Below are 18,384 nucleotides of genomic sequence, written 5' to 3'. Positions count from 1 at the left end.
TACAGACAAGCACAGACAAGCGACCAAACCAAGATGAATCAAGCCGACCTCCCACGCTGGGCCACCGCATTTGCCCTGCCGCTGTTAAACCTGTTCTCCGCCTTACTGGTCGCGGCGGGTGTGATTTATCTGCTGGGCGAAAGCCCGATAGAATCCCTGAGCATCCTCATCAACGCCGCAGTGCTGAACCCTGAAGGCCTGGGTTACACCCTGTTTTATGCAGCGACCTTTATCTTCACTGGCTTGTCAGTGTCAGTAGCCATGCAGGCCGGTTTGTTCAATATCGGCAGTGAAGGCCAGATGTATGTCGGTGGCCTGGGTCTGACCCTGGTCTTGCTGTGGCTGGATTCGTCCCTGCCAGGCTGGATGCTGATACCTTTGGCGATGCTGGGCGCGGCTGTATTTGGCGCGGCCTGGGCTTTTTTGCCGGGTTACCTGCAAGCCAAACGCGGCAGCCATGTCGTAGTGACGACCATCATGTTCAACTTCATCGCTGCCAGCTTGATGAATTATGTGATCGTCAGCTTCCTCATCCCTGCTGGCCAGCAAAACACTGCCAGCCGCGTGTTTGCCGATGCCTCATGGCTGCCCAAGCTGAATGGCATTTTGCCTGTGCTGGGTGAAACACCGCTGAACATCAGCTTCGTGCTGGCGCTGGTGGCACTGGTGATTTATGGTGTGGTCGTCTGGCGCACGACCTGGGGTTACCAGTTGCGTGCCACTGGTCTGAACCAGCATGCGGCGCATTATGCGGGTATCTCCATCAGCAAAACCATTATTGTGACGATGATGATCTCCGGTGCGCTGGCTGGGCTGGCGGCAGTCAATTCTGTCATGGGTTCTACCCACTATCTGAACCTGAACTTCCCTGCCGGTGCCGGTTTTATCGGTATCGCAATTGCCCTGATGGGGCGTCAGCATCCGGTGGGTATCTTGCTGTCGTCCATCCTGTTTGGCGCATTGATACAGGGAGGCTTTGATCTGTCGCTGGAAAAAGCCAATATCCCGCCAGAGACCTTTATCTTTATCCAGGGTTTGATCATCCTGTTCTGCGGTGCCATGGAAAATCTGTATGCCCCTGCCCTGTCTGCCCTGCTCAAGCGTAAGGAAAAATGATGTTTGATGATTTTCAATTTTCCAGCATCCTGGTATCGACCATACGCAATGCGCCGGTATTGATGTTTGCTGCCATGGCTGGCCTGTTTGCAGAACGCAGCGGCGTGGTTGACCTGGCACTCGAAGGCAAGATGCTGGCCGCCGCCTTTGTCTCTGCCGCCGTGGCCTTTGTGACCAAGAACCCCTGGCTGGGCATCATGGCGGGTGTTGGTATTTCTGTCGCCATCGCCCTGCTGCAAGGCTTTGTCAGCATCACACAAAAGGGTAACCAGCTCGTTGCCGGTATTGCCATCAATATTGCTCTCAGCGGTCTGACCTTTGTTATCGCCCAGTATTTCTTCCAGCAAGGTGGCCGCACGCCTGACCTGGGTGAAGCGCGCCTGTTTGATATCGTGCTGCCGGGCTCAGCCACTATCGCTGGCATCCCTTTCATAGGCTGGGTATATACCAAACTCATCGGTGGCCATAGTGCTCTGGTGTATCTGGCATTTGCCCTGATCCCTGTCGTCCACTGGGTCTTGTACCACACCCGCTTTGGCCTGCGCCTGCGCGCCGTCGGTGAAAACCCGCATGCAGCAGATGCGGCGGGTATCAATGTAGAACGCACCCGCTTCATGGCCATGCTGTGCGCTGGCGTGCTGTGCTCATTCTCCGGCGCGTATTTGTCCATCGTACAAAGCGGCTTCTTTTTGCGTGATATGTCAGCAGGTAATGGTTACCTGGCCCTGACGGCGCTGGTATTCGGTAACTGGCGTCCACTGCACACAGCCCTGGGCTGTTTGATGTTCGGCTTCTTCGCCGCCCTGCAAGTCCAGATCGAAGGCGTGGTCTTCCCTGGCATAGGCAAGGTACCGGGCTCCTTGATACAAATGATTCCTTACGTCGTGACCGTGATCGTTCTGGCAGGCTTGATGGCAAAGTCCGTCGCCCCGAAAGCGATTGGTCAGCCGTTTGTGAAGTCACGGTAATTTGAAAAACATAAGACCTCTCACCACAGAGGCACAGAGGGGGCGAGTAAGTAGCGAGGGCGTAGGTTGGGCTACGGTTCACCAGCCCAACACTCACCCTCTGATAAACGTATACGTAGTTGAACCGCCGAGTGTTGGGCTGATAAGGCATAGCCCAACCTACAATCTTGCAACCTCCTCGGCTTTTTCTCCTGCTTTTTTCTGTGGTGAGCCCTTAGGTCTTACACTACAAAACAATATTTCGACCTCCTTGAACCGGGTCAACTGCAACAATTCACATCGCGACTGGGTTCTGCCCAATGGCCAGCCGGTGTAATTTTGGAGAGCATCCACATGTCAACAACAGCAAAACATAAAGTCATATTTGATACTGATCCAGGCGTCGATGATGCAATGGCCTTGTACTTTGCGCTTGCGCATCCTGATATCGACATGGTCGGCATTACTACGACCTTCGGTAACGTTTATGTTGAACAGGCGACCATCAACGCCTTGTACCTGACTCGCATTGCTGGCCGCAATATCCCGGTCGCCCAGGGTGTGCCCGTACCTTTTGCCAAGGCTGCCGGTACGCCGCCTGACTTCATCCACGGTGCTGACGGTTTGGGTAACCTGAACAGCCGTATTGAAGTCGGTGGCAAGGCAGAAGTAGAAAGCGCGGCGGAATTCATCGTCAAGATGGCACGTCAGCATCCGGGTGAAATCACCCTGGTCGCGGTTGGCCCGCTGGGTAACCTGGGCCTGGCCCTGAAGATGGAACCACAACTGCCAAAACTGCTGAAGCAAGTCGTGCTGATGGCGGGTACAGTTGATGAACCAGGCAATGTATCGCCAGTGGCAGAAGCCAATGTCTGGAATGACCCGGACGCAGCTGACCTGGTCTTTACCGCAGGCTGGGATTTGACCATGGTGGGTCTGGACGTGACGCACCGCGTGGTCCTGCCTTCGACTTTCTTTGCACGTCTGGCAGAGCAGCATAAGCATGTGGCGATGGATACCCTGTCACACGCAGTCAACTTCTACGCCAACTTCTACCAAAGCATACGCCCAGATCTGGGTCATGCCTGCTATGGTCATGATGTACTGGCATTTGTCTGGCTGGTGGCACCGCAGATTTTCGAGACTAGTTCTGGCCGTGTGCGTGTCGCCAAAGAAGGCATAGGCAATGGTCAGACCATGATGGCAAAACTGCCTATCCCTTACCCACAGGCGGGTTGGGAAGCCAGTAAGCCAGAGACCCGCGTTTGCATGAAAGTCGATGCTGAGGCTTGCAAACAATTGATCGATGCAACACTGTCTTCTGACTGGTTGCAAGCTCCCCTGGCACAGTAAGGAGGAATCATCATGTTTATCGAACCAGTTGATTATCGCGCACCCGATGCTGCGAAAAAATTCACTGAAAGCCTGCACCGCACCGGCTTTGGTGTCTTGACCAATCACCCGCTGTCGCAAAGCCTGCTGGAAACCATCTACAAGGAATGGTATGACTTCTTCCAGACCGATGCGAAGAACAAGTATGACTTTGACCCAGAGAAAATGGATGGCTATTTTTCGCCAAAAATTTCCGAGACAGCCAAGGGCCAGACCAAGCGTGACCTGAAAGAGTTTTATCATATCTACCCTACAGGCCGTTATCCGTCTGAAGTGTCGGATGCTGCGCGCAAGTATTATGACGATGGTGCCAAGCTGGCCGCAGAGTTGTTGCAATGGGTAGAAGACCACTCCCCTGCAGACGTCAAGGCCAAGTATTCCATGCCTCTGTCAGACATGATCACCGACAGCGATCTGACCCTGCTGCGCGTTTTGCATTACCCGCCGCTGCGTGGCGATGAAGAACCGGATGCAGTACGCGCTGCAGCCCATGGCGACATCAACCTGCTGACCTTGCTGCCTGCTGCTACTCAAGCCGGTTTGCAGGTACAAGGTAAGGACGATGCATGGCATGACGTGCCTTGTGACTTTGGCATGCTGATCGTGAACATCGGCGACATGCTGGATGAAGCCTCTGCAGGCTACTATCCATCGACTATCCACCGCGTGCTGAATCCGACCGGTGAAGAAGCGAAAAAATCACGCATCTCGCTGCCGCTGTTCCTGCATCCGCGTCCTGACGTAGTACTGTCGGATCGCCATACTTCTGGCAGTTATCTGCAAGAACGTTTGCGTGAGCTGGGTGTGAAGAAATAAGTTTTTTGTAGCTTGGTTTTGCAAGGTTCTACAATTGAAAAGCCCGCAACAGTTTCCTGTTACGGGCTTTTTTATGTTGCACATGTCCCTGGATATTCTTCGAGGTGCTGCCCGACGCAGGGCAATATTCATCGCCAGTAATAGCCTCCCAATCGTCATGCCAGGCTCGATCTGGCATCCAGCGTCGTTAAGCCGTGCCGCTTGTTTTATCGTTCACACAGCAAAGCAGTGAATTTACTCGCCGACCAAGAATAGCCTGCTTCAGCATGCCAACAACGCCACTGGATGCCGGATCAAGTCCGGCATGACGGGTTTGAGGGTGTGCGTTTAAATAGCGATATGCGTATTCACAAAGCGCAAACTACTCTATGCGAACCACAATCGCTTTCACCAAGTTCTCATGCCAAAGCTGATAATAGAAAACTTGGGCAGCCAGTTCATTTGCTAAAAGTTTGTTCCACCACGCAATGCCAACAATGCCGAGGCAAGAGCTATCAGGCCGATTATTGTGCGGAACCAATGCCACGCGGCCCAGCGTGCCAGCTCTGCGGGAAGAGCTTCGTGTGTGATGCTCGCTTCAGCAAAACTGGCATTGGCACGCCGAAAATACAGGCCGTAGGTTGAAAGAATAAGTAAGGCGAGAACAGCTGCGACAACCGACGCCCAACTGAGTGGACGGTTTGTGGCGACAGAAGTAATGGCAGCGACAACCGCAAGAAGCGTTGCGCCCATGGTGAGTGGTGCAAAAAAAGTGTACAGGCGATGAGCATGTGCCGCATGTAATGTGAAAAACTCTTGTGGTGGCAATGATCGCCACATGGGAACAAGCACCATCGCCTCGGTTAACAGCGCGCCAATAAACAGGGCAAAGCCCGCAGCAGCAAAAAAAGGCATTAGCTCGGCGAACAGATTCATGGACTATCCCTTAAGTTTGTTGGACGGCTAATTCAATGTATATCGCAAAATGCCAGTTTAACATGGGGGTTTGCGATATCAATCACGCAAACTGCAGCATTGCTTTCCCCAACTCTTCATGCAAAAGCTGGAACACCGCCTTGACACGGGTAGTCTCACGCAAATCCGGATGGATCAGCAACCATAACGCCGCCGCACATTCGGGTATAGGTTCACCCACCCGCTGCAAGGCATCTGAGCTATCACCCAGTATGCAAGGCAAGATCGCCAGCCCCATGCCATGCACGCAAGCTTGCTGGACCAGGCCAAAGCTGCTGCTACGATAACCCACCTCATCCAGTGGCAGGATATTGGCCAGCCAGCGCAGGCTGCGGTGACCGCTATAGGCATCATCGAGCGCTATCCATTCATGCTGTTCCAGCGGCAAGTCTGCATGCAATGCAAGATAAGACGTGGCAGCATAGATGCAAAATTCCAACGCGGCGATGTGCTTGCCTATCAGGTAATCCGGCGGCGCTATGGTCGGGCGCACGGCAATATCGGCATCGCGCTTGGACAGATTGGCAGACTTGTTATCGACTTCCAGCGTCAGTCTGATCTGCGAATAACGCTGGCGGCACAAGGCCAATATCGGTGGCAGCAGCGTTAAAGCCAGGCTGTCGGTGGTGGAAATACGCACCTGGCCGCTGGGTCGCAAATCTGCGCCCGCTACCCGCAACATGGCGCTGGTGGCAATCGCGTCCAGCTCTGCCCCGGCGAGCATGAGTTCTTCACCTGCTGCTGTTGCGTGGTAACGACCTGCAATACGCTCAAACAGGCGCACGCCAGTTTCAGCTTCCAGCTGGTTCAGGCGGCGGAATACGGTTGCATGATTCAATCCCAGACGACGGGCAGCACCTGCCAGCGAGCCAGTCTCGGCTATCCAGGCAACCAGCCGCAAATCATTGAGGTTTTCTACGCTTTGCATTTTCGCAAATAGAGTTGTCATTGATAGCTAATTGTATTGCATAAATGTAGTAACTACACTGCATACATCAACACTTTCAATGAGAACAAGATGAAACGCACAGTATTAGCCGTCATGACAGGTTTGGTGTTTGCCACTACTGCTCAGGCAGCCGAACCTATCTGGGATGGCAACAAGGTCGAGATGGTCAGTGAAAAGCTGGGTGATGGCGTCTATGCCTACTATGCCAATAACGCCAAAGAACTCAATGCCAAGGGTGGTGCAGCAGCCACCAGTGGCGGCCTGATTGTAGGCAGCAAGGGTGCCTTGCTGATAGAAACCATGCTCAACAAGCGCCTGAACTCTCAAGTGATGGCACTGAGCCAGAAGCTGGGCAAGAAACCCATCCTGTACGCCGTCAACACCAGCTCACATGGTGACCATGCATATGGCAATATGTATATGCCTGCCAGCACCAGGATCATCCAGCATGCCCAGACCAGCAGTTATATCCATGCGCATCTGGATGATGACAAGGCCTTCATGATCAAGAACTTTGGCACTGGCCGTGGCATAGAAGAAATCAAGGCGCGCACTGGTGATGTATTGGTGGCACCGGGCAGCACATTGAAGCTGGATCTCGGTGGCAAAGTGGTGGAGATCATGGACTTTGGCTTTGCCCAGACCGGCGGTGACTTGTGGGTGTGGGAACCGCAAAGCAAGGTCATGTGGAGTGGCAACCCTGTCATCGCTGGCAAACCTGCGCTGCCGTGGTTGCTGGACGGGCACCTGATTGCCACGCTGGAAACCCTGCGTCGTGTTGATGCCTTTTTACCGGCAGATGCCCGCATCGTACCTGGCCATGGCGTTGCCATAGGCAAGGAAGATTTGAAATGGCAAATCGCTTATCTTGAAACCGTACGTAGCCAGGTACAGGCAGCCATTACACAGGGCTTGAATCTGGAGCAAACCGTGCAGCAGGTTGCCATGCCTGATTATGCGGGTTATGCGCTGTTTGGCTGGGTACACCCGGGCTTGAATGTGCCTGCGGCGTATAAGGATTTGGGCGGGAAGTAAGCGAACATAAACCTGCAGATGCCGCTGTCGTGGCAGCATCTGCAATGCAGCGTAGGGTGCGCCGTGCGCACCGCCGGTAAAACACATCGTAAGCCAAGGTGGTGCGCACGGCGCACCCTACAAGAGCTTAATTCAGGCTGCTTTAGCTGTCGCTGGTTTTGCCAAACTTACTGTATCACCGGACGGTATACCTTCAGATTTCCAGCGTGCAAATTCTGTGCGTATGGTTTCCAGGGTTTGCTTGCTGATATCAGGCAGGCTGCCACCCAGAATTTCCGCCGCTTCTTTAAAACCTTTTTCTACTGCAGCAGTAATTTTATCCAGCTTGGCTGGGTCATCGCCAATCGCAGCCTTGGCAAAACTGAGTATGCGTTCGGCAGTTTTTTGTACGCTGAATTCACCGCCATCTGCAATCGCTGCCTGGGCGGCTTTAATGGCTTCAGGGCTGGCTGATATTTTTTGCTGACCGCTGACGACCTTGGATAATTCCAGCCCCTGTTGCTCAACCAGAGGTTTGATGAGGTTGATAATATCTTGTGCCTTGCGGTTGGATTCTTCCAGCAGGGCTTGCAGGTCAGGTGCCGCCGTTTTGTTCAGGCGCGGGTCAGTGTAGACGACCGTGTCGTTCTTGCTGCCTTCCAGACTGACATTGGCACTGTCGGTATTGGCCGAACCGCTGTCTTCTGCCGCATTGTCGCCCACTTTGGGTGGCTTGGTTTGCGCAGTCTGGTAAGTGCGGACGTACAAATCTTGCCTGGATATGCCGATACTCATAGTATTGCTCCATAGTAAATAGTGGGGGACTTTTGATCCTGTACTTTAGTTATGGTGTATGAAGAGAGAAATTGCAATGGCAAAAATAGATCATTATTGCCGTACAAAAGTTTGCTCAGGCAGCCTCATCTGTCACGGCATCAAACATGATGCGGTTACGGCCTGCATGTTTGGCTGAATACAATAACTGGTCAGCCCGTGTGCGCACCATGTCAGGGGTAACGTCACCGCCCTGGTATTCTGTAATACCTATGCTGCTGGTGACATAAATATTTACGCCTGCAACTGTCACAGGATTGTTTTCCAGGCGCAAGCGCAGCCTTTCCATGGCTGCGGCTGCATCCATGGCATTCGATTCCGGAAAGAGGACTGCAAACTCATCACCACCCAGGCGTGCGGCCTTGTCTATGCCACGGGTATTCGACTGCATCAGGCTGGCAAAGTGGGCCAGCACTTCATCACCGGCCTGGTGACCATACACATCATTGACTTTCTTGAAGTGATCAATATCGAGCAGGGCAAGCGCATAAGTGCGCCCCAGGCGCTTGGCACGCTGGTGCTCTTCTGCCAGCATGGGTAAAAAGGTGGCGCGGTTAACCAGTTTGGTCAGTTCATCGACCTCAGCCGCTTTTTGCCATTCCTGTCTTGCGGCTTCTATGGTCAGCAACTGGCGGTTATGCAAGGCCACCGCCATGATGGTGAACGTGGTAGTGCAGACAAAACAGACCAGCATGAAATTCGCCTCGACCAGATTTGTGCTCTGGAATGGCCCCAGCTGTTGCCCGGTAATCGCGATGATGGCGACCATGCTGGCAGTCACCGCCAGTGTCATCAGGTTAAGGCTGATATAAAAAGCCAGCAGCAACAGCACGGGCAACACAAAATAGATAAAGCCGGGATGACCGCGAAACGCCAGGTACAGTAGCACGCCTATGCCCAGGCCAGTCAGCACCAGTCTTTGCACTTCGCTGCTTCGCCATTCGTGGTCGTCGCGCCATGCCTGGTAAAGTGGATAAATCAGCAATATCCCCAGGCTGTCTGCCAGCACCAGCATGCGGAAAAAATTGCCTGCCTCATCCCAATGGATGTAACCACCGACTGCCATATTCAGGCTGATGATGAGGCTGCTGAGCATGGTTGGTATCAGACAGACCTTGATGCCGAAATGCAACAGGTCAGTAGATTTGCGTAAGCCATCAGGCAAAGAAAGACGCATCATGAGCATGGCGACGACGCCGGCCATGGCATCTGCCGTGGCAGAAATCAGGGTGTAGAGCTTGGGTGAAACCCTGTGGGCTTCCAGCATGCCGGGATAATTTGCACAAAAACTGGCAATCAGAATAAAGGGAAAAGCCAGCAAACCATGCCGCATGCACATCACCATGCCTATGCCTGAGGCCAGCCACAACAAGGTAATATTGCTGGGCTTTAAGGCAAACAATTGCATGCCGGTGCGCGCCGCCAGATAATAGAGACCGGCAGCGAAGATCAACCAGGCTATTTCCTGCAGTTTTTGCCTGACGCCAGCATGAGTTCGTCCGCCCTGCCCGCCAAGGCCGGGAGCGGAGGAATTAAGCTGATTCACCATATTTGACATGTTTTGATAATACAATGTCGCCTATATCAACGAAAGACGAACATGTTTAACAAAAGTGAACTATTGCAAGCTGCGAATACAGCCCGTGAATCCGCTTATGCGCCCTACTCCAAATTCAAGGTCGGCGCAGCCGTTTTGACCAAGGATGGCAAAACTTTCCATGGTTGCAATGTAGAGAATGCCTCTTATGGTTTGTGCAACTGTGCTGAACGCACTGCCCTGTTCTCTGCCATTGCTGCCGGCTACCGCCCTGGCGACTTTGCTGCCATAGCCGTGACGGGTGATACCGAAGGCCCGATCGCCCCTTGCGGCGCTTGCCGTCAGGTCATCATAGAACTGGGCGGGCCAGAATTGCCGGTGCTGCTGACCAACCTCAAAGGTGATGTCAAGACCACCACTGCGGGTGATCAGTTGCCGGATGCGTTTTACCTGAAGCCGGAATAATCCTCCACTATCCCGCACAGCATCCCAACAACATCGCTGTGCGGGATTTTTAACATCTCTATCTTCAACATCTCCATCATCTCCTGCATGAGCAAATCCATACTGATCATCGAAGATGAAGTCAGCATCGCCGACACCTTGGCCTATGCCCTGAAGACTGACGGCTTTCTCCCGCTACACCTGAGCCTGGGCCAGGAAGCTCTGGAACTATTACGTACCACTGCCACGCCCCCGGCCCTCGTCGTGCTCGACATCGGTTTGCCCGATATCAGCGGCTTTGATGTCTGCCGCCAGTTGCGCCAGTTCTCTGATACGCCAGTGCTGTTTTTAACTGCACGCAATGACGAGATAGACCGCATCGTCGGCCTGGAAATCGGTGCCGACGACTATGTCAGCAAACCCTTTTCACCACGTGAAGTCGTCGCCCGCATACGCGCGATTTTGCGGCGTCAGCAAGGCAAGGTGCAAACTGCAGCAGATGCAGCCGCGCCTCGTTTTGAATTGAAGACGCAAGAAGCACGCATACTTGCATTTGGTCAAACCTTGAACCTGACGCGTTATGAATACCTGTTGCTGAAGACCTTGATGGAAAGCCCCGGCCATTTATTCTCACGCGCACAGCTCATGGAGATCGTCTGGATCAACGCACCAGATACGCTGGACCGCACCGTCGATGCCCATGTCAAATGCTTGCGTGCAAAACTGCGGCAGGTAAGGCTCAACAATACAGGTGCGGCATACGATGTCGAAACCACAGACGAAGGCATTATCACTCACCGCGGCATGGGCTATAGCTGGTCACCTGCATGAAGATAGGCCTGCGCATACTGCTGGGTTATTTCCTGATACTGGGCCTGAGTGCCTGGCTGATCCTGAATGTGGTGGTCGAAGAAATCAAACCCGGCGTGCGCGCCACGCTGGAAGACACCCTCATTGACACTGCACAAATGCTGGCCACCCTCGTTGCCGACGATGTGGCAGCAGGCAAGGTCGCCGATAGTGACTTGATGAAGCGCCTGCAAAACTATGCGCAACGCAGCATCGATGCCAACATCAGCGGCATACGCAAGACCAGCCTTGATTACCGGATCTACATCACCGACATCAAAGGCATCGTCATCTTTGACAGCGATGGTAAGGACGTAGGCAAAGACTATTCACTGTGGAATGATGTCAATCGCACCCTGCAGGGCAAATACGGTGCACGCAGCACCCGCAGCAAGGCGACAGATGAAGGCAGCAGCGTCATGCATGTGGCCGCCCCCATCATGGACCATGGCAATATCATCGGTTCATTGACAGTGGCCAAACCCATCTCCACCATCAACCCTTTTATCTGGCGCAGCCAGCGCAAGATACTGCAGCGCAGTGCCTGGTTGTGGCTGGGTTCGCTCTTGATAGGGCTGGGATTTTCATGGTGGCTCAACCGTACTTTGCGCAAACTGCAAAGCTATGCTGCCAGTGTGGAAAACGGTGAGAAAGCCAGCCTGCCAGAACTGGGCAATAATGAAATCGGCAGCCTCGGCCGCGCCCTCGAAGCCATGCGCGACAAGCTCGAAGGCAAGCAATACGTAGAACAACTCATGCACACCATGGCGCATGAATTGAAGAGCCCTATCGCTTCAATACAAGGCTCTGCCGAACTCATGCGCGAAGACATGGCCGCCGCTGACAGGCAGCATTTTCTCAACAACATTCTCGAACAAAATTCCCGTCAGCGGCAATTGATCGACAAATTGCTGGCCCTGGTCAAGCTGGAAAAACAGCAGAGCCTGAGCCACGTACAAGTCGTCAACATCCCGCGCTTGCTGGCACTGGTGACTGAAGATGCCCAACCCAGGTTATTGGCCAAGTCGCTGCAATTGCAACAGGATATCGACACAGCCATCGTCAGCATCAGTGGTGATGAATTACTCTTGCGCCAGGCGCTGGGTAATCTGCTCGACAATGCCATTGCCTTTGCGCCTGTTGGCAGCACGATAAAAATGCAATCCAGCCTGGTCAACAATGCAGACAGTACGCCATTCCTGCAAATCAGCATCAGCGACCAGGGGCCGGGCATACCCGACTATGCCCTCGATAAAATCTTCGACCGCTTCTACTCCCTGCCCCGTCCACATGCAGCCAAAAGCACAGGCCTGGGTTTGCCATTTGTGCGTGAGGTGGCGTCGCTGCATGGGGGGAGTATCAGTGTGAGTAATCAGGCTGATGGTGGAGTAAGGGCAATGTTGTGCTTGGGAGTGTAAATACCGTATAACGTAGGTTGGGCTGGTAAATCGTAGCCCAACCTACGACTGACTGACACTCCAGCGACAAAAAAACACCTCCCCACTTCACACAAACCACATCATCCCCGCACATTACTTTTTTACATTACAGGCTACACCATTACCGGAGCCTGTCATGCAAAGAAGTCTGTTATTCAAAATCGTCATCGTTGGCCTGCTGGCTATCCTGCTGTATGTGCCGCTGACGATGATACAAGCCACCATCTGGGAGCGTATGCGTTACCGTGATGAAGCGGTGCGCAGTATCACGGCGGATTCTGTCAGTGAGCAGGTCATCGTCGGCCCAGTACTTGTAGTCCCCTATACCGAGACCTGGGAAGATGAAAGCTTTGATGCTTCGCTCAATAAAACCGTGCGCCGCCAGTTGTCTGCCAATAAAAAACATTACATCTATCCGAACGAGATGCAGATCATGGGTAATATCGATACCGACCAGCGTTATCGTGGCATCCATAAAGTGCTGGTGTATACCGGTCATCACAAAATAACTGGTGACTTCATGTTGCCAGAGTTGTCGAACATGGTGCAGAAGGACAATCCCAAGGCCATCATCACCCTGGCAGAAACGCCCTATATTTCCATGGGCCTGAGCGATACCCGCGGCTTGCAAAATTTCCCTAAACTGACATGGGATGAAAAAACCCTAGAGTTCAAACAAGGCAGCAAACTCAGTGCTTTCCAGCGCGGTATTCATACGGGGCTGGATGGTGTCAAGCTCGCCAGCGCCGAGCAAGTTAAATTCAAAATAGATCTGGATCTTGATGGCATAGAAAAACTCAGCTTTGCGCCACTGGCAAAAAATAACCAGGTGACGCTGGCATCAAACTGGCCGCATGTGCAATACGGTGGACGCTTCTTGCCATCACCAAAAGGCAGGGTTAATACAGACAAGAGTGTCAGTGCGAACTGGAATATCTCTTCCCTGTCCAGCAATGCGCAGCAACAAATGACGCGACTTGAAAATGCCGGGAATGCAGTCAATGTGGCGCGTGGGACAAGCACGAATGAAGATGGCAGCCCCACTTCATCTGCCTCACCTATCGATATCTTCAGTGTTTCATACATTGAGCCCGTCAACATCTATTCGCAGGCTGACCGTGCTGTCAAATATGGTTTGATGTTCGTCGCCCTGACCTTTGCTGCCTTCTTTTTGTTTGAGGTCTTGAAGCAGTTACCCATCCACCCGGTGCAATACACCCTGGTTGGTCTGGCGCTGGTGATTTTCTTTTTATTGCTGGTCAGTTTGTCAGAAAAAATCAGCTTCGTACTCGCTTATCTGATTGCCAGTGCCGCCTGTATTTTGCTGATCGGTATCTATCTGGCGAATGTGCTGCGCGACCGTAAGCGTGGTTTTGGATTTGCTTGCGCGCTGACGGTCTTGTACGGCATCTTGTTTGGCTTATTGAGTTCAGAAAACAATGCCATGATGATGGGTAGCTTGTTGCTGTTCGCAGTCCTGTCCGGCATCATGATTGCCACCCGCAAAGTGGACTGGTATAAGCTGGGCAAACCTGCTACTGATATTGCCTACGATCACGCCTGATAAGCCAGATCAGGTAAATGTATGAACACCAGAACCTCGCCTGCAGCATGCAAGGTTCTGGTTTTTATGCATGGTCTATCGTCAGCCCGGCATTGATCTCTGTCAGGCTGCGCATCAGGGTTTCGGAATAATGCAGGCCCGCACCGGAAGTGGCATAGATCAGCCTGAGCAGGATGAAATATTCACCATCGCAAAAATCGCCAACAGCAGGTAATTTGTATTTGACCTGTTCAATAAAGCCCAGCAACTGGGCTTCTTCTGCCAGCCATGCTGGCAAATTTGCCTCTGCCTCTGCTACATTTTCAACCAGGCCCGTGCACCATTGCCTGGGGCCGCCATGAGGGACAGAGCTTGCTGGCTGTTCTGCGCCTGCCAGACTGATCGCCACCGATGCATCTTCACCCCAGCGCTTGAGCGTCTTGCTGTTATTGCTGATGCGGGATACGGCACCGTCTAGCCCTTTGTTATCCGCCGCCTGGGCAAAGCTGTCAGCATCAAATTCTTCACCGCCCACTTCGAGATAAAAACGCAGTAATTTCATTCTTGCCCCCGTATCCAGGATTTGACAATGTGGTGCCATGCTCATTCACCCGGCTGCGAAATAAACCGGCCAGACCATCCTTATTCTAGTCGTGATTGAAGCTTTTGCAATTTTTATCACCAGGAAATATCTGGCCCGAGGCTTATCGGGCCGGTAGCCTTTCTCAAAAACTACCGGCCTTTGCTCTTGAGAACAGGATTAAAAACACAGCCCCTCAGTCTTGACCAGGCTGGCAAACAGGCCATTCAGAGTCATATTGTGATGCGCAATGATGGTGCTGGCGGGCAGCAAGGCTGTGTCATTGCAGCTATGCGCATCTTCTACCAGAATGACTTTGAAGCCCAGCTCGCTGGCGGTGCGGCAATTTGTGTCTATGCAGTACTGGGTTTTCAGGCCAGCGATGATGAGTTCCTGTATGCCTTTTGTGCGCAATTGCTGCAGTAAATCCGTGCCCTCAAAACAGCTGGGTCTGGTCTTTTCAAATACGGTATCCCTTTCCATGTCTATCTGCAGTTCAGGCATGAATTGCCAGTTGGCGCTACCAGCTTCTATGGGCGAGCCTTGCGGGCCGGTGTGGCGCACGGCAAATACCGGCACGCCGGCAGCGTGTGCTTTGGCCAGCAGGTGATTGATATTGGTCAGCACCTGCTCTGCTGCATGGATAGCCCCACTCTGCAACAAACCTACCTGCACATCGATGACCAGCAAGGCCGGGCTTACATACGATTGTTGTTCCATTTTCCAGACTCCTTTTTGCATTCTGCATGGATAAATTGCCAGCGAACAGGCAAGAAAAAACCCCGCTCATTGCTGGCGGGGCTTGCTATATCAGGTAAATTTTTAATTACCTGTGATGACTCAATCAAATCAGGCGCTAGCCTACCCCGCCACTACCAGTGGTAGTCGTGGTGACGGTGAAACCAGTCGTCGTGGTCAATTGAAATGTCATGCAGGGAGTGTAGTTGATAGAACTCATTTCATCAATAGAAATGAGTTCTACAAATACAATAGTCAAGTACCTGGCACATATCACTTCCTCAGGAACTTTGGATAAGCATTGATCTTCGCCTGCAAACGTTGCGCCAGGCCAAAATCTGCCGTCAGCAATTCATCGTGGATGAGTTGTGCTTCGTCACGATAAGAGAGAATCTTCTCGTTGTCCCAGTAATGTGGTGGGTGGTACAGATTGGTGATGCGGTCAGCCATCTTGACCATCCAGATTTCTGCCGGTTGCTGGCGGATGCGGTCGAGGCTGTCACGCATCTGTTCTGCCTTGGTCGGCAGGCTGGTGTTCTTGGACAGCGCTTGCACACCATCAGCCACGGCCAGGCCAAATTCCTGTTTCAATAATTCATGGCTGGCGCTGGTATCTTCTATGGTGTCATGCAATAAGGCACATTGCACCGCCAGCGCACCATCGGCAGTGGTATTCGATTGCAATGCCCAGATGACTTCCATGGCAACGCTGGCGATGTGGTTGATGTATTCCACACGCTCACCTTCCACTTTGCCACCGTAGGTTTGCCCGCTATGCTGGCGCGATGAAAACGACCAGGCCTTTTCGTAGATATCGGGGGTCCAGTTATTCATTTGCATTCCTTTCACAGGTCAACTTCTTCAGGCGACTCTCATTACTGAATTGCGTCATAGTGCCGGATTGAACTACAGATTTGTCAAATTTTGCAGGAAAGCAAGTCAAAAACAAGAATGTCATGTCTGACTAAAGCTCACCATATAAGCCACGGAATGGGCTAGCGAGGGGTAAATCAGCCCGGTTCTGATCCGTGCTGCCAGACGTATTTTACTACGATCTTCAGGTTGGAAAATTACAGGATGACAAAATCCCGCATAAAAATATCACCCTGTGGCAAAGATGCCGCTTGCTGCAAATTTAATCAAGTCACGGGCTAGGCAAGCAAGCATCCGCTCATTAGAATGGCCGACCTTTCCAGACATGCCAGGAAATTGAATCAACGCGAAGGAGATTCCATCAATGGAAGACTATAGTGGCAGCTATCTCAAGTGTAGCGGGTGTTTTTACACGGTTGGCTTTCAAGATTTCAATTGCTCTCACACATACACACGCAACACGACCAATCAACAAGCATTTTCACAGGCAAACTATCCTAGATGTGAGGTCACAGGTCTGCCTCACTATTGCGATCCAAACACAATGGTGATGCTCGCCTCACCTTGTTGGTGCCTGCACTGCAACAAACCAACTTTAATTGAACGCATACCGGACATAGGCCAATACATGAAAGCTGCTGCCTTGCGCAGATTACCAGAGCAAGAGAGACATAACGCTGCAAGTGACTACCTGCTTTATCTTGAAGATGAAAATTTCCTTGAGCACTATCAATGGCGCATGACACGCACAGCGCCATCAAAGTGTCTGCGTTGCGGTAATAGCGCCTATATATTGATTGATGAAAACCAACGCGATACAGGCATCACACATGAATACTGCTGGAATAGTCCCATAGAATGCATACCTCCACATATTTGCTCTCATGAATATGTGGCGCAAATAAACTGTTATCACTCTTTGACAGGCGAACTGAATTGGCTGCATGTACATAGAAGAACGGTTATTTCCTGCATGACTGATGACCCGTGCAAAGCTGATTTGCGTAAAGCTGCATACGCTATCGTACGCTATAAAGAAACAGAGGCCTTTGATATTCTTGAGGCACTCTCAAAAGAAAACAGAACCCCTGCCATGACCGCGCTGGGTACGCTTTACCTGTTCGGCATTGGAGTTGAGGCAGATGGCGAGCAGGCTTTCCACCACCTCAGCAAGGCACTCCAGGCAGGCGACGGTCTGGCTGCCATGAACCTGAGCAGGATGTACTGGGCAGGCATGGCGGGCATCAAGGCTGATGATGAAAAGATGAAATATTACCTGCATACGGCGAGGGAAATGGGGATATATATCCGCTAGCCATCATTTATCTTTTGTCACTTCACAGCTTTTTCCAGCTCGGACTTAGACATGAAGACGTATCTTTAAATGCACGGAAAAATATGAGGAAGCACGGATGGAAGACTATTGTGGCAGCAATTTGAAGTGTACCGGGTGTGGTAAAGTTTTTTTCTTTGCAGACTCAGATCGCTATCACCGGTACACCAGCAGTAACACGAATCATCAGGTATTTGCCCAAGTCAACAATCTCCAGTGTGAAGTCACAGGTCTGCCGCATTTTTTTGATGGCAGCGCAGTCACGTTACTGACTTCACCTTGCTGGTGTCTGCGATGTGATACAGCAACTTTAGTTGAGCGTATCCCTGAGATAAATCATTACATGAAAGCTGCCGCTGTACGCAAGATGCAGGAGAAAAAGATTTACGTCTCTGACAGATTACTTGATCTGGACGATCAAAGTTTTTTGGCGCATTATCAACGGCGTATGACCCGCGCTTCGCCACCAAAGTGTTTACAATGTGGCCATAGTAATTACGTACTGATTGAGGAAAACAAAAGCCTTACCGGCATCACCCACGAGCCTTGCTGGAACAGCTCTATTGTATGCATGTTCCCTCCACTCATCGTGGCACTAACAAACGCGACTGTATATTGCTATCACGCCTTGTCAGGCGAACTGAACTGGCTGCATATACAAGAAAGAGCTGTTTTTTCCTGCATGACAAATGATCGATGTCAACTCGATTTACGCGAAGCCGGATATGCAATCATCAGGAAAAATTATGCGCCAGCACTGGACATCTTGCAGTCTCTTGCCAGGGATGGCATACCAGCAGCAATAACAGGTATGGGGGCACTTTACCAAACCGGCACGGGTGTCGAACCGGATGGCAGCATGGCACTCCATTACCTGAGCAAAGCAATGGAAGCAGGAGATGGTATTGCCGCAGCCAATCTGGCCATGCTATATCGTTTTGGTTCAGCTGGCATCGATAAGGATGAAAAAACTTCATGGTCATATGCCCGCACCGCCAGAAAAATGGGAATATTCTTATGTTAGTT

19 protein-coding genes are annotated in these 18,384 nt (G+C 52.0%); 11 read left to right on the top strand and 8 right to left on the bottom strand.

What is annotated here, in order from left to right:
- Nucleotides 1-33: 33 nt before the first annotated feature.
- The 4 genes from AC07OI_RS26510 (at nucleotide 34) to AC07OI_RS26495 (ending at nucleotide 4,271) form a co-directional block, all read left to right on the top strand.
- Nucleotides 34-1,116 carry an ABC transporter permease gene (locus tag AC07OI_RS26510; protein WP_492705482.1) on the top strand — a complete coding sequence of 361 codons (1,083 nt, stop codon included), beginning with the start codon at nucleotides 34-36 and terminating at the stop codon, nucleotides 1,114-1,116.
- The gene (locus AC07OI_RS26505) at nucleotides 1,113-2,084 is read left to right on the top strand and encodes an ABC transporter permease (protein ID WP_492705480.1); all 972 of its coding nucleotides are present in this window, start codon (nucleotides 1,113-1,115) and stop codon (nucleotides 2,082-2,084) included. The genes AC07OI_RS26510 and AC07OI_RS26505 overlap by 4 nt, the downstream gene beginning before the upstream one ends.
- Nucleotides 2,085-2,417: 333 nt before the next feature.
- Nucleotides 2,418-3,416 carry a nucleoside hydrolase gene (locus AC07OI_RS26500; protein WP_492705478.1) on the top strand — a complete coding sequence of 333 codons (999 nt, stop codon included), beginning with the start codon at nucleotides 2,418-2,420 and terminating at the stop codon, nucleotides 3,414-3,416.
- Nucleotides 3,417-3,428: 12 nt separating this feature from the next.
- Nucleotides 3,429-4,271, top strand: a complete 843-nt coding sequence (locus tag AC07OI_RS26495; protein WP_492705476.1) for an isopenicillin N synthase family dioxygenase — start codon at nucleotides 3,429-3,431, stop codon at nucleotides 4,269-4,271.
- Between the two features lie 444 nt (nucleotides 4,272-4,715).
- Here the strand turns inward: AC07OI_RS26495 and AC07OI_RS26490 are convergent, their stop codons facing one another.
- Both AC07OI_RS26490 and AC07OI_RS26485 read right to left on the bottom strand, forming a co-directional pair.
- Complete coding sequence (locus AC07OI_RS26490) at nucleotides 4,716-5,186, bottom strand: hypothetical protein (protein WP_495259257.1); 471 nt, start codon at nucleotides 5,184-5,186, stop codon at nucleotides 4,716-4,718.
- Between the two features lie 82 nt (nucleotides 5,187-5,268).
- Entirely contained in the window at nucleotides 5,269-6,174 is a 906-nt protein-coding gene (locus AC07OI_RS26485) for a LysR family transcriptional regulator (protein WP_495259256.1), read from the bottom strand.
- Between the two features lie 69 nt (nucleotides 6,175-6,243).
- Here AC07OI_RS26485 and AC07OI_RS26480 point away from each other — a divergent pair, with 69 nt between their 5' ends.
- Nucleotides 6,244-7,209: an MBL fold metallo-hydrolase gene (locus AC07OI_RS26480; RefSeq protein WP_495259255.1), complete on the top strand. Its 966-nt coding sequence runs from the start codon at nucleotides 6,244-6,246 to the stop codon at nucleotides 7,207-7,209.
- Between the two features lie 132 nt (nucleotides 7,210-7,341).
- On the opposite strand, the gene AC07OI_RS26475 is transcribed toward AC07OI_RS26480, so the two are convergent.
- Both AC07OI_RS26475 and AC07OI_RS26470 read right to left on the bottom strand, forming a co-directional pair.
- Nucleotides 7,342-7,983 (bottom strand): hypothetical protein, encoded by a 642-nt coding sequence (locus tag AC07OI_RS26475; protein ID WP_495259254.1) that lies wholly within the window; start codon nucleotides 7,981-7,983, stop codon nucleotides 7,342-7,344.
- Nucleotides 7,984-8,098: 115 nt separating this feature from the next.
- A complete protein-coding gene (locus AC07OI_RS26470) occupies nucleotides 8,099-9,571 on the bottom strand; it encodes a sensor domain-containing diguanylate cyclase (RefSeq protein WP_495259253.1) in 1,473 nt (490 codons plus the stop codon).
- 51 nt (nucleotides 9,572-9,622) lie between these two features.
- Here AC07OI_RS26470 and cdd point away from each other — a divergent pair, with 51 nt between their 5' ends.
- The 4 genes from cdd to creD all read left to right on the top strand — a co-directional run bounded on the left by cdd (nucleotide 9,623) and on the right by creD (nucleotide 13,855).
- Nucleotides 9,623-10,024, top strand: a complete 402-nt coding sequence (gene cdd / locus AC07OI_RS26465; protein ID WP_162039640.1) for a cytidine deaminase — start codon at nucleotides 9,623-9,625, stop codon at nucleotides 10,022-10,024.
- Between the two features lie 87 nt (nucleotides 10,025-10,111).
- Nucleotides 10,112-10,834, top strand: a complete 723-nt coding sequence (creB, locus tag AC07OI_RS26460; protein WP_495259252.1) for a two-component system response regulator CreB — start codon at nucleotides 10,112-10,114, stop codon at nucleotides 10,832-10,834.
- A complete protein-coding gene (gene creC / locus AC07OI_RS26455) occupies nucleotides 10,831-12,270 on the top strand; it encodes a two-component system sensor histidine kinase CreC (RefSeq protein ID WP_495259251.1) in 1,440 nt (479 codons plus the stop codon). The genes creB and creC overlap by 4 nt, the downstream gene beginning before the upstream one ends.
- Nucleotides 12,271-12,427: 157 nt before the next feature.
- Entirely contained in the window at nucleotides 12,428-13,855 is a 1,428-nt protein-coding gene (gene creD, locus AC07OI_RS26450) for a cell envelope integrity protein CreD (protein ID WP_495259250.1), read from the top strand.
- Nucleotides 13,856-13,919: 64 nt separating this feature from the next.
- On the opposite strand, the gene AC07OI_RS26445 is transcribed toward creD, so the two are convergent.
- From AC07OI_RS26445 to AC07OI_RS26430, 4 genes are all read right to left on the bottom strand, one after another.
- Nucleotides 13,920-14,396: a hypothetical protein gene (locus tag AC07OI_RS26445; protein WP_495259249.1), complete on the bottom strand. Its 477-nt coding sequence runs from the start codon at nucleotides 14,394-14,396 to the stop codon at nucleotides 13,920-13,922.
- Nucleotides 14,397-14,594: 198 nt separating this feature from the next.
- On the bottom strand, nucleotides 14,595-15,134 hold the full coding sequence (locus AC07OI_RS26440) for a cysteine hydrolase family protein (RefSeq protein ID WP_495259248.1): 540 nt from the start codon (nucleotides 15,132-15,134) through the stop codon (nucleotides 14,595-14,597).
- 136 nt (nucleotides 15,135-15,270) lie between these two features.
- Nucleotides 15,271-15,411 carry a hypothetical protein gene (locus AC07OI_RS26435; RefSeq protein ID WP_495259247.1) on the bottom strand — a complete coding sequence of 47 codons (141 nt, stop codon included), beginning with the start codon at nucleotides 15,409-15,411 and terminating at the stop codon, nucleotides 15,271-15,273.
- Nucleotides 15,412-15,425: 14 nt separating this feature from the next.
- Nucleotides 15,426-15,986, bottom strand: coding sequence for an HD domain-containing protein (locus AC07OI_RS26430; protein WP_495259246.1), 561 nt, complete (start codon nucleotides 15,984-15,986; stop codon nucleotides 15,426-15,428).
- A gap of 403 nt (nucleotides 15,987-16,389) precedes the next feature.
- On the opposite strand from AC07OI_RS26430, the gene AC07OI_RS26425 reads away from it, so the two are divergent.
- On the top strand, nucleotides 16,390-17,340 hold the full coding sequence (locus tag AC07OI_RS26425) for a tetratricopeptide repeat protein (protein ID WP_495259245.1): 951 nt from the start codon (nucleotides 16,390-16,392) through the stop codon (nucleotides 17,338-17,340).
- 385 nt (nucleotides 17,341-17,725) lie between these two features.
- The gene (locus tag AC07OI_RS26420; protein ID WP_495259244.1) at nucleotides 17,726-18,382 is read left to right on the top strand and encodes a tetratricopeptide repeat protein; all 657 of its coding nucleotides are present in this window, start codon (nucleotides 17,726-17,728) and stop codon (nucleotides 18,380-18,382) included.
- The last annotated feature ends 2 nt before the right edge of the window (nucleotides 18,383-18,384 follow it).

It is taken from the genome of Undibacterium sp. GW821-FHT07F11, assembly GCF_059418665.1.
Note: the sequence above shows the minus strand (reverse complement) of the source record. Positions and strands in the feature narration are given on the sequence as shown.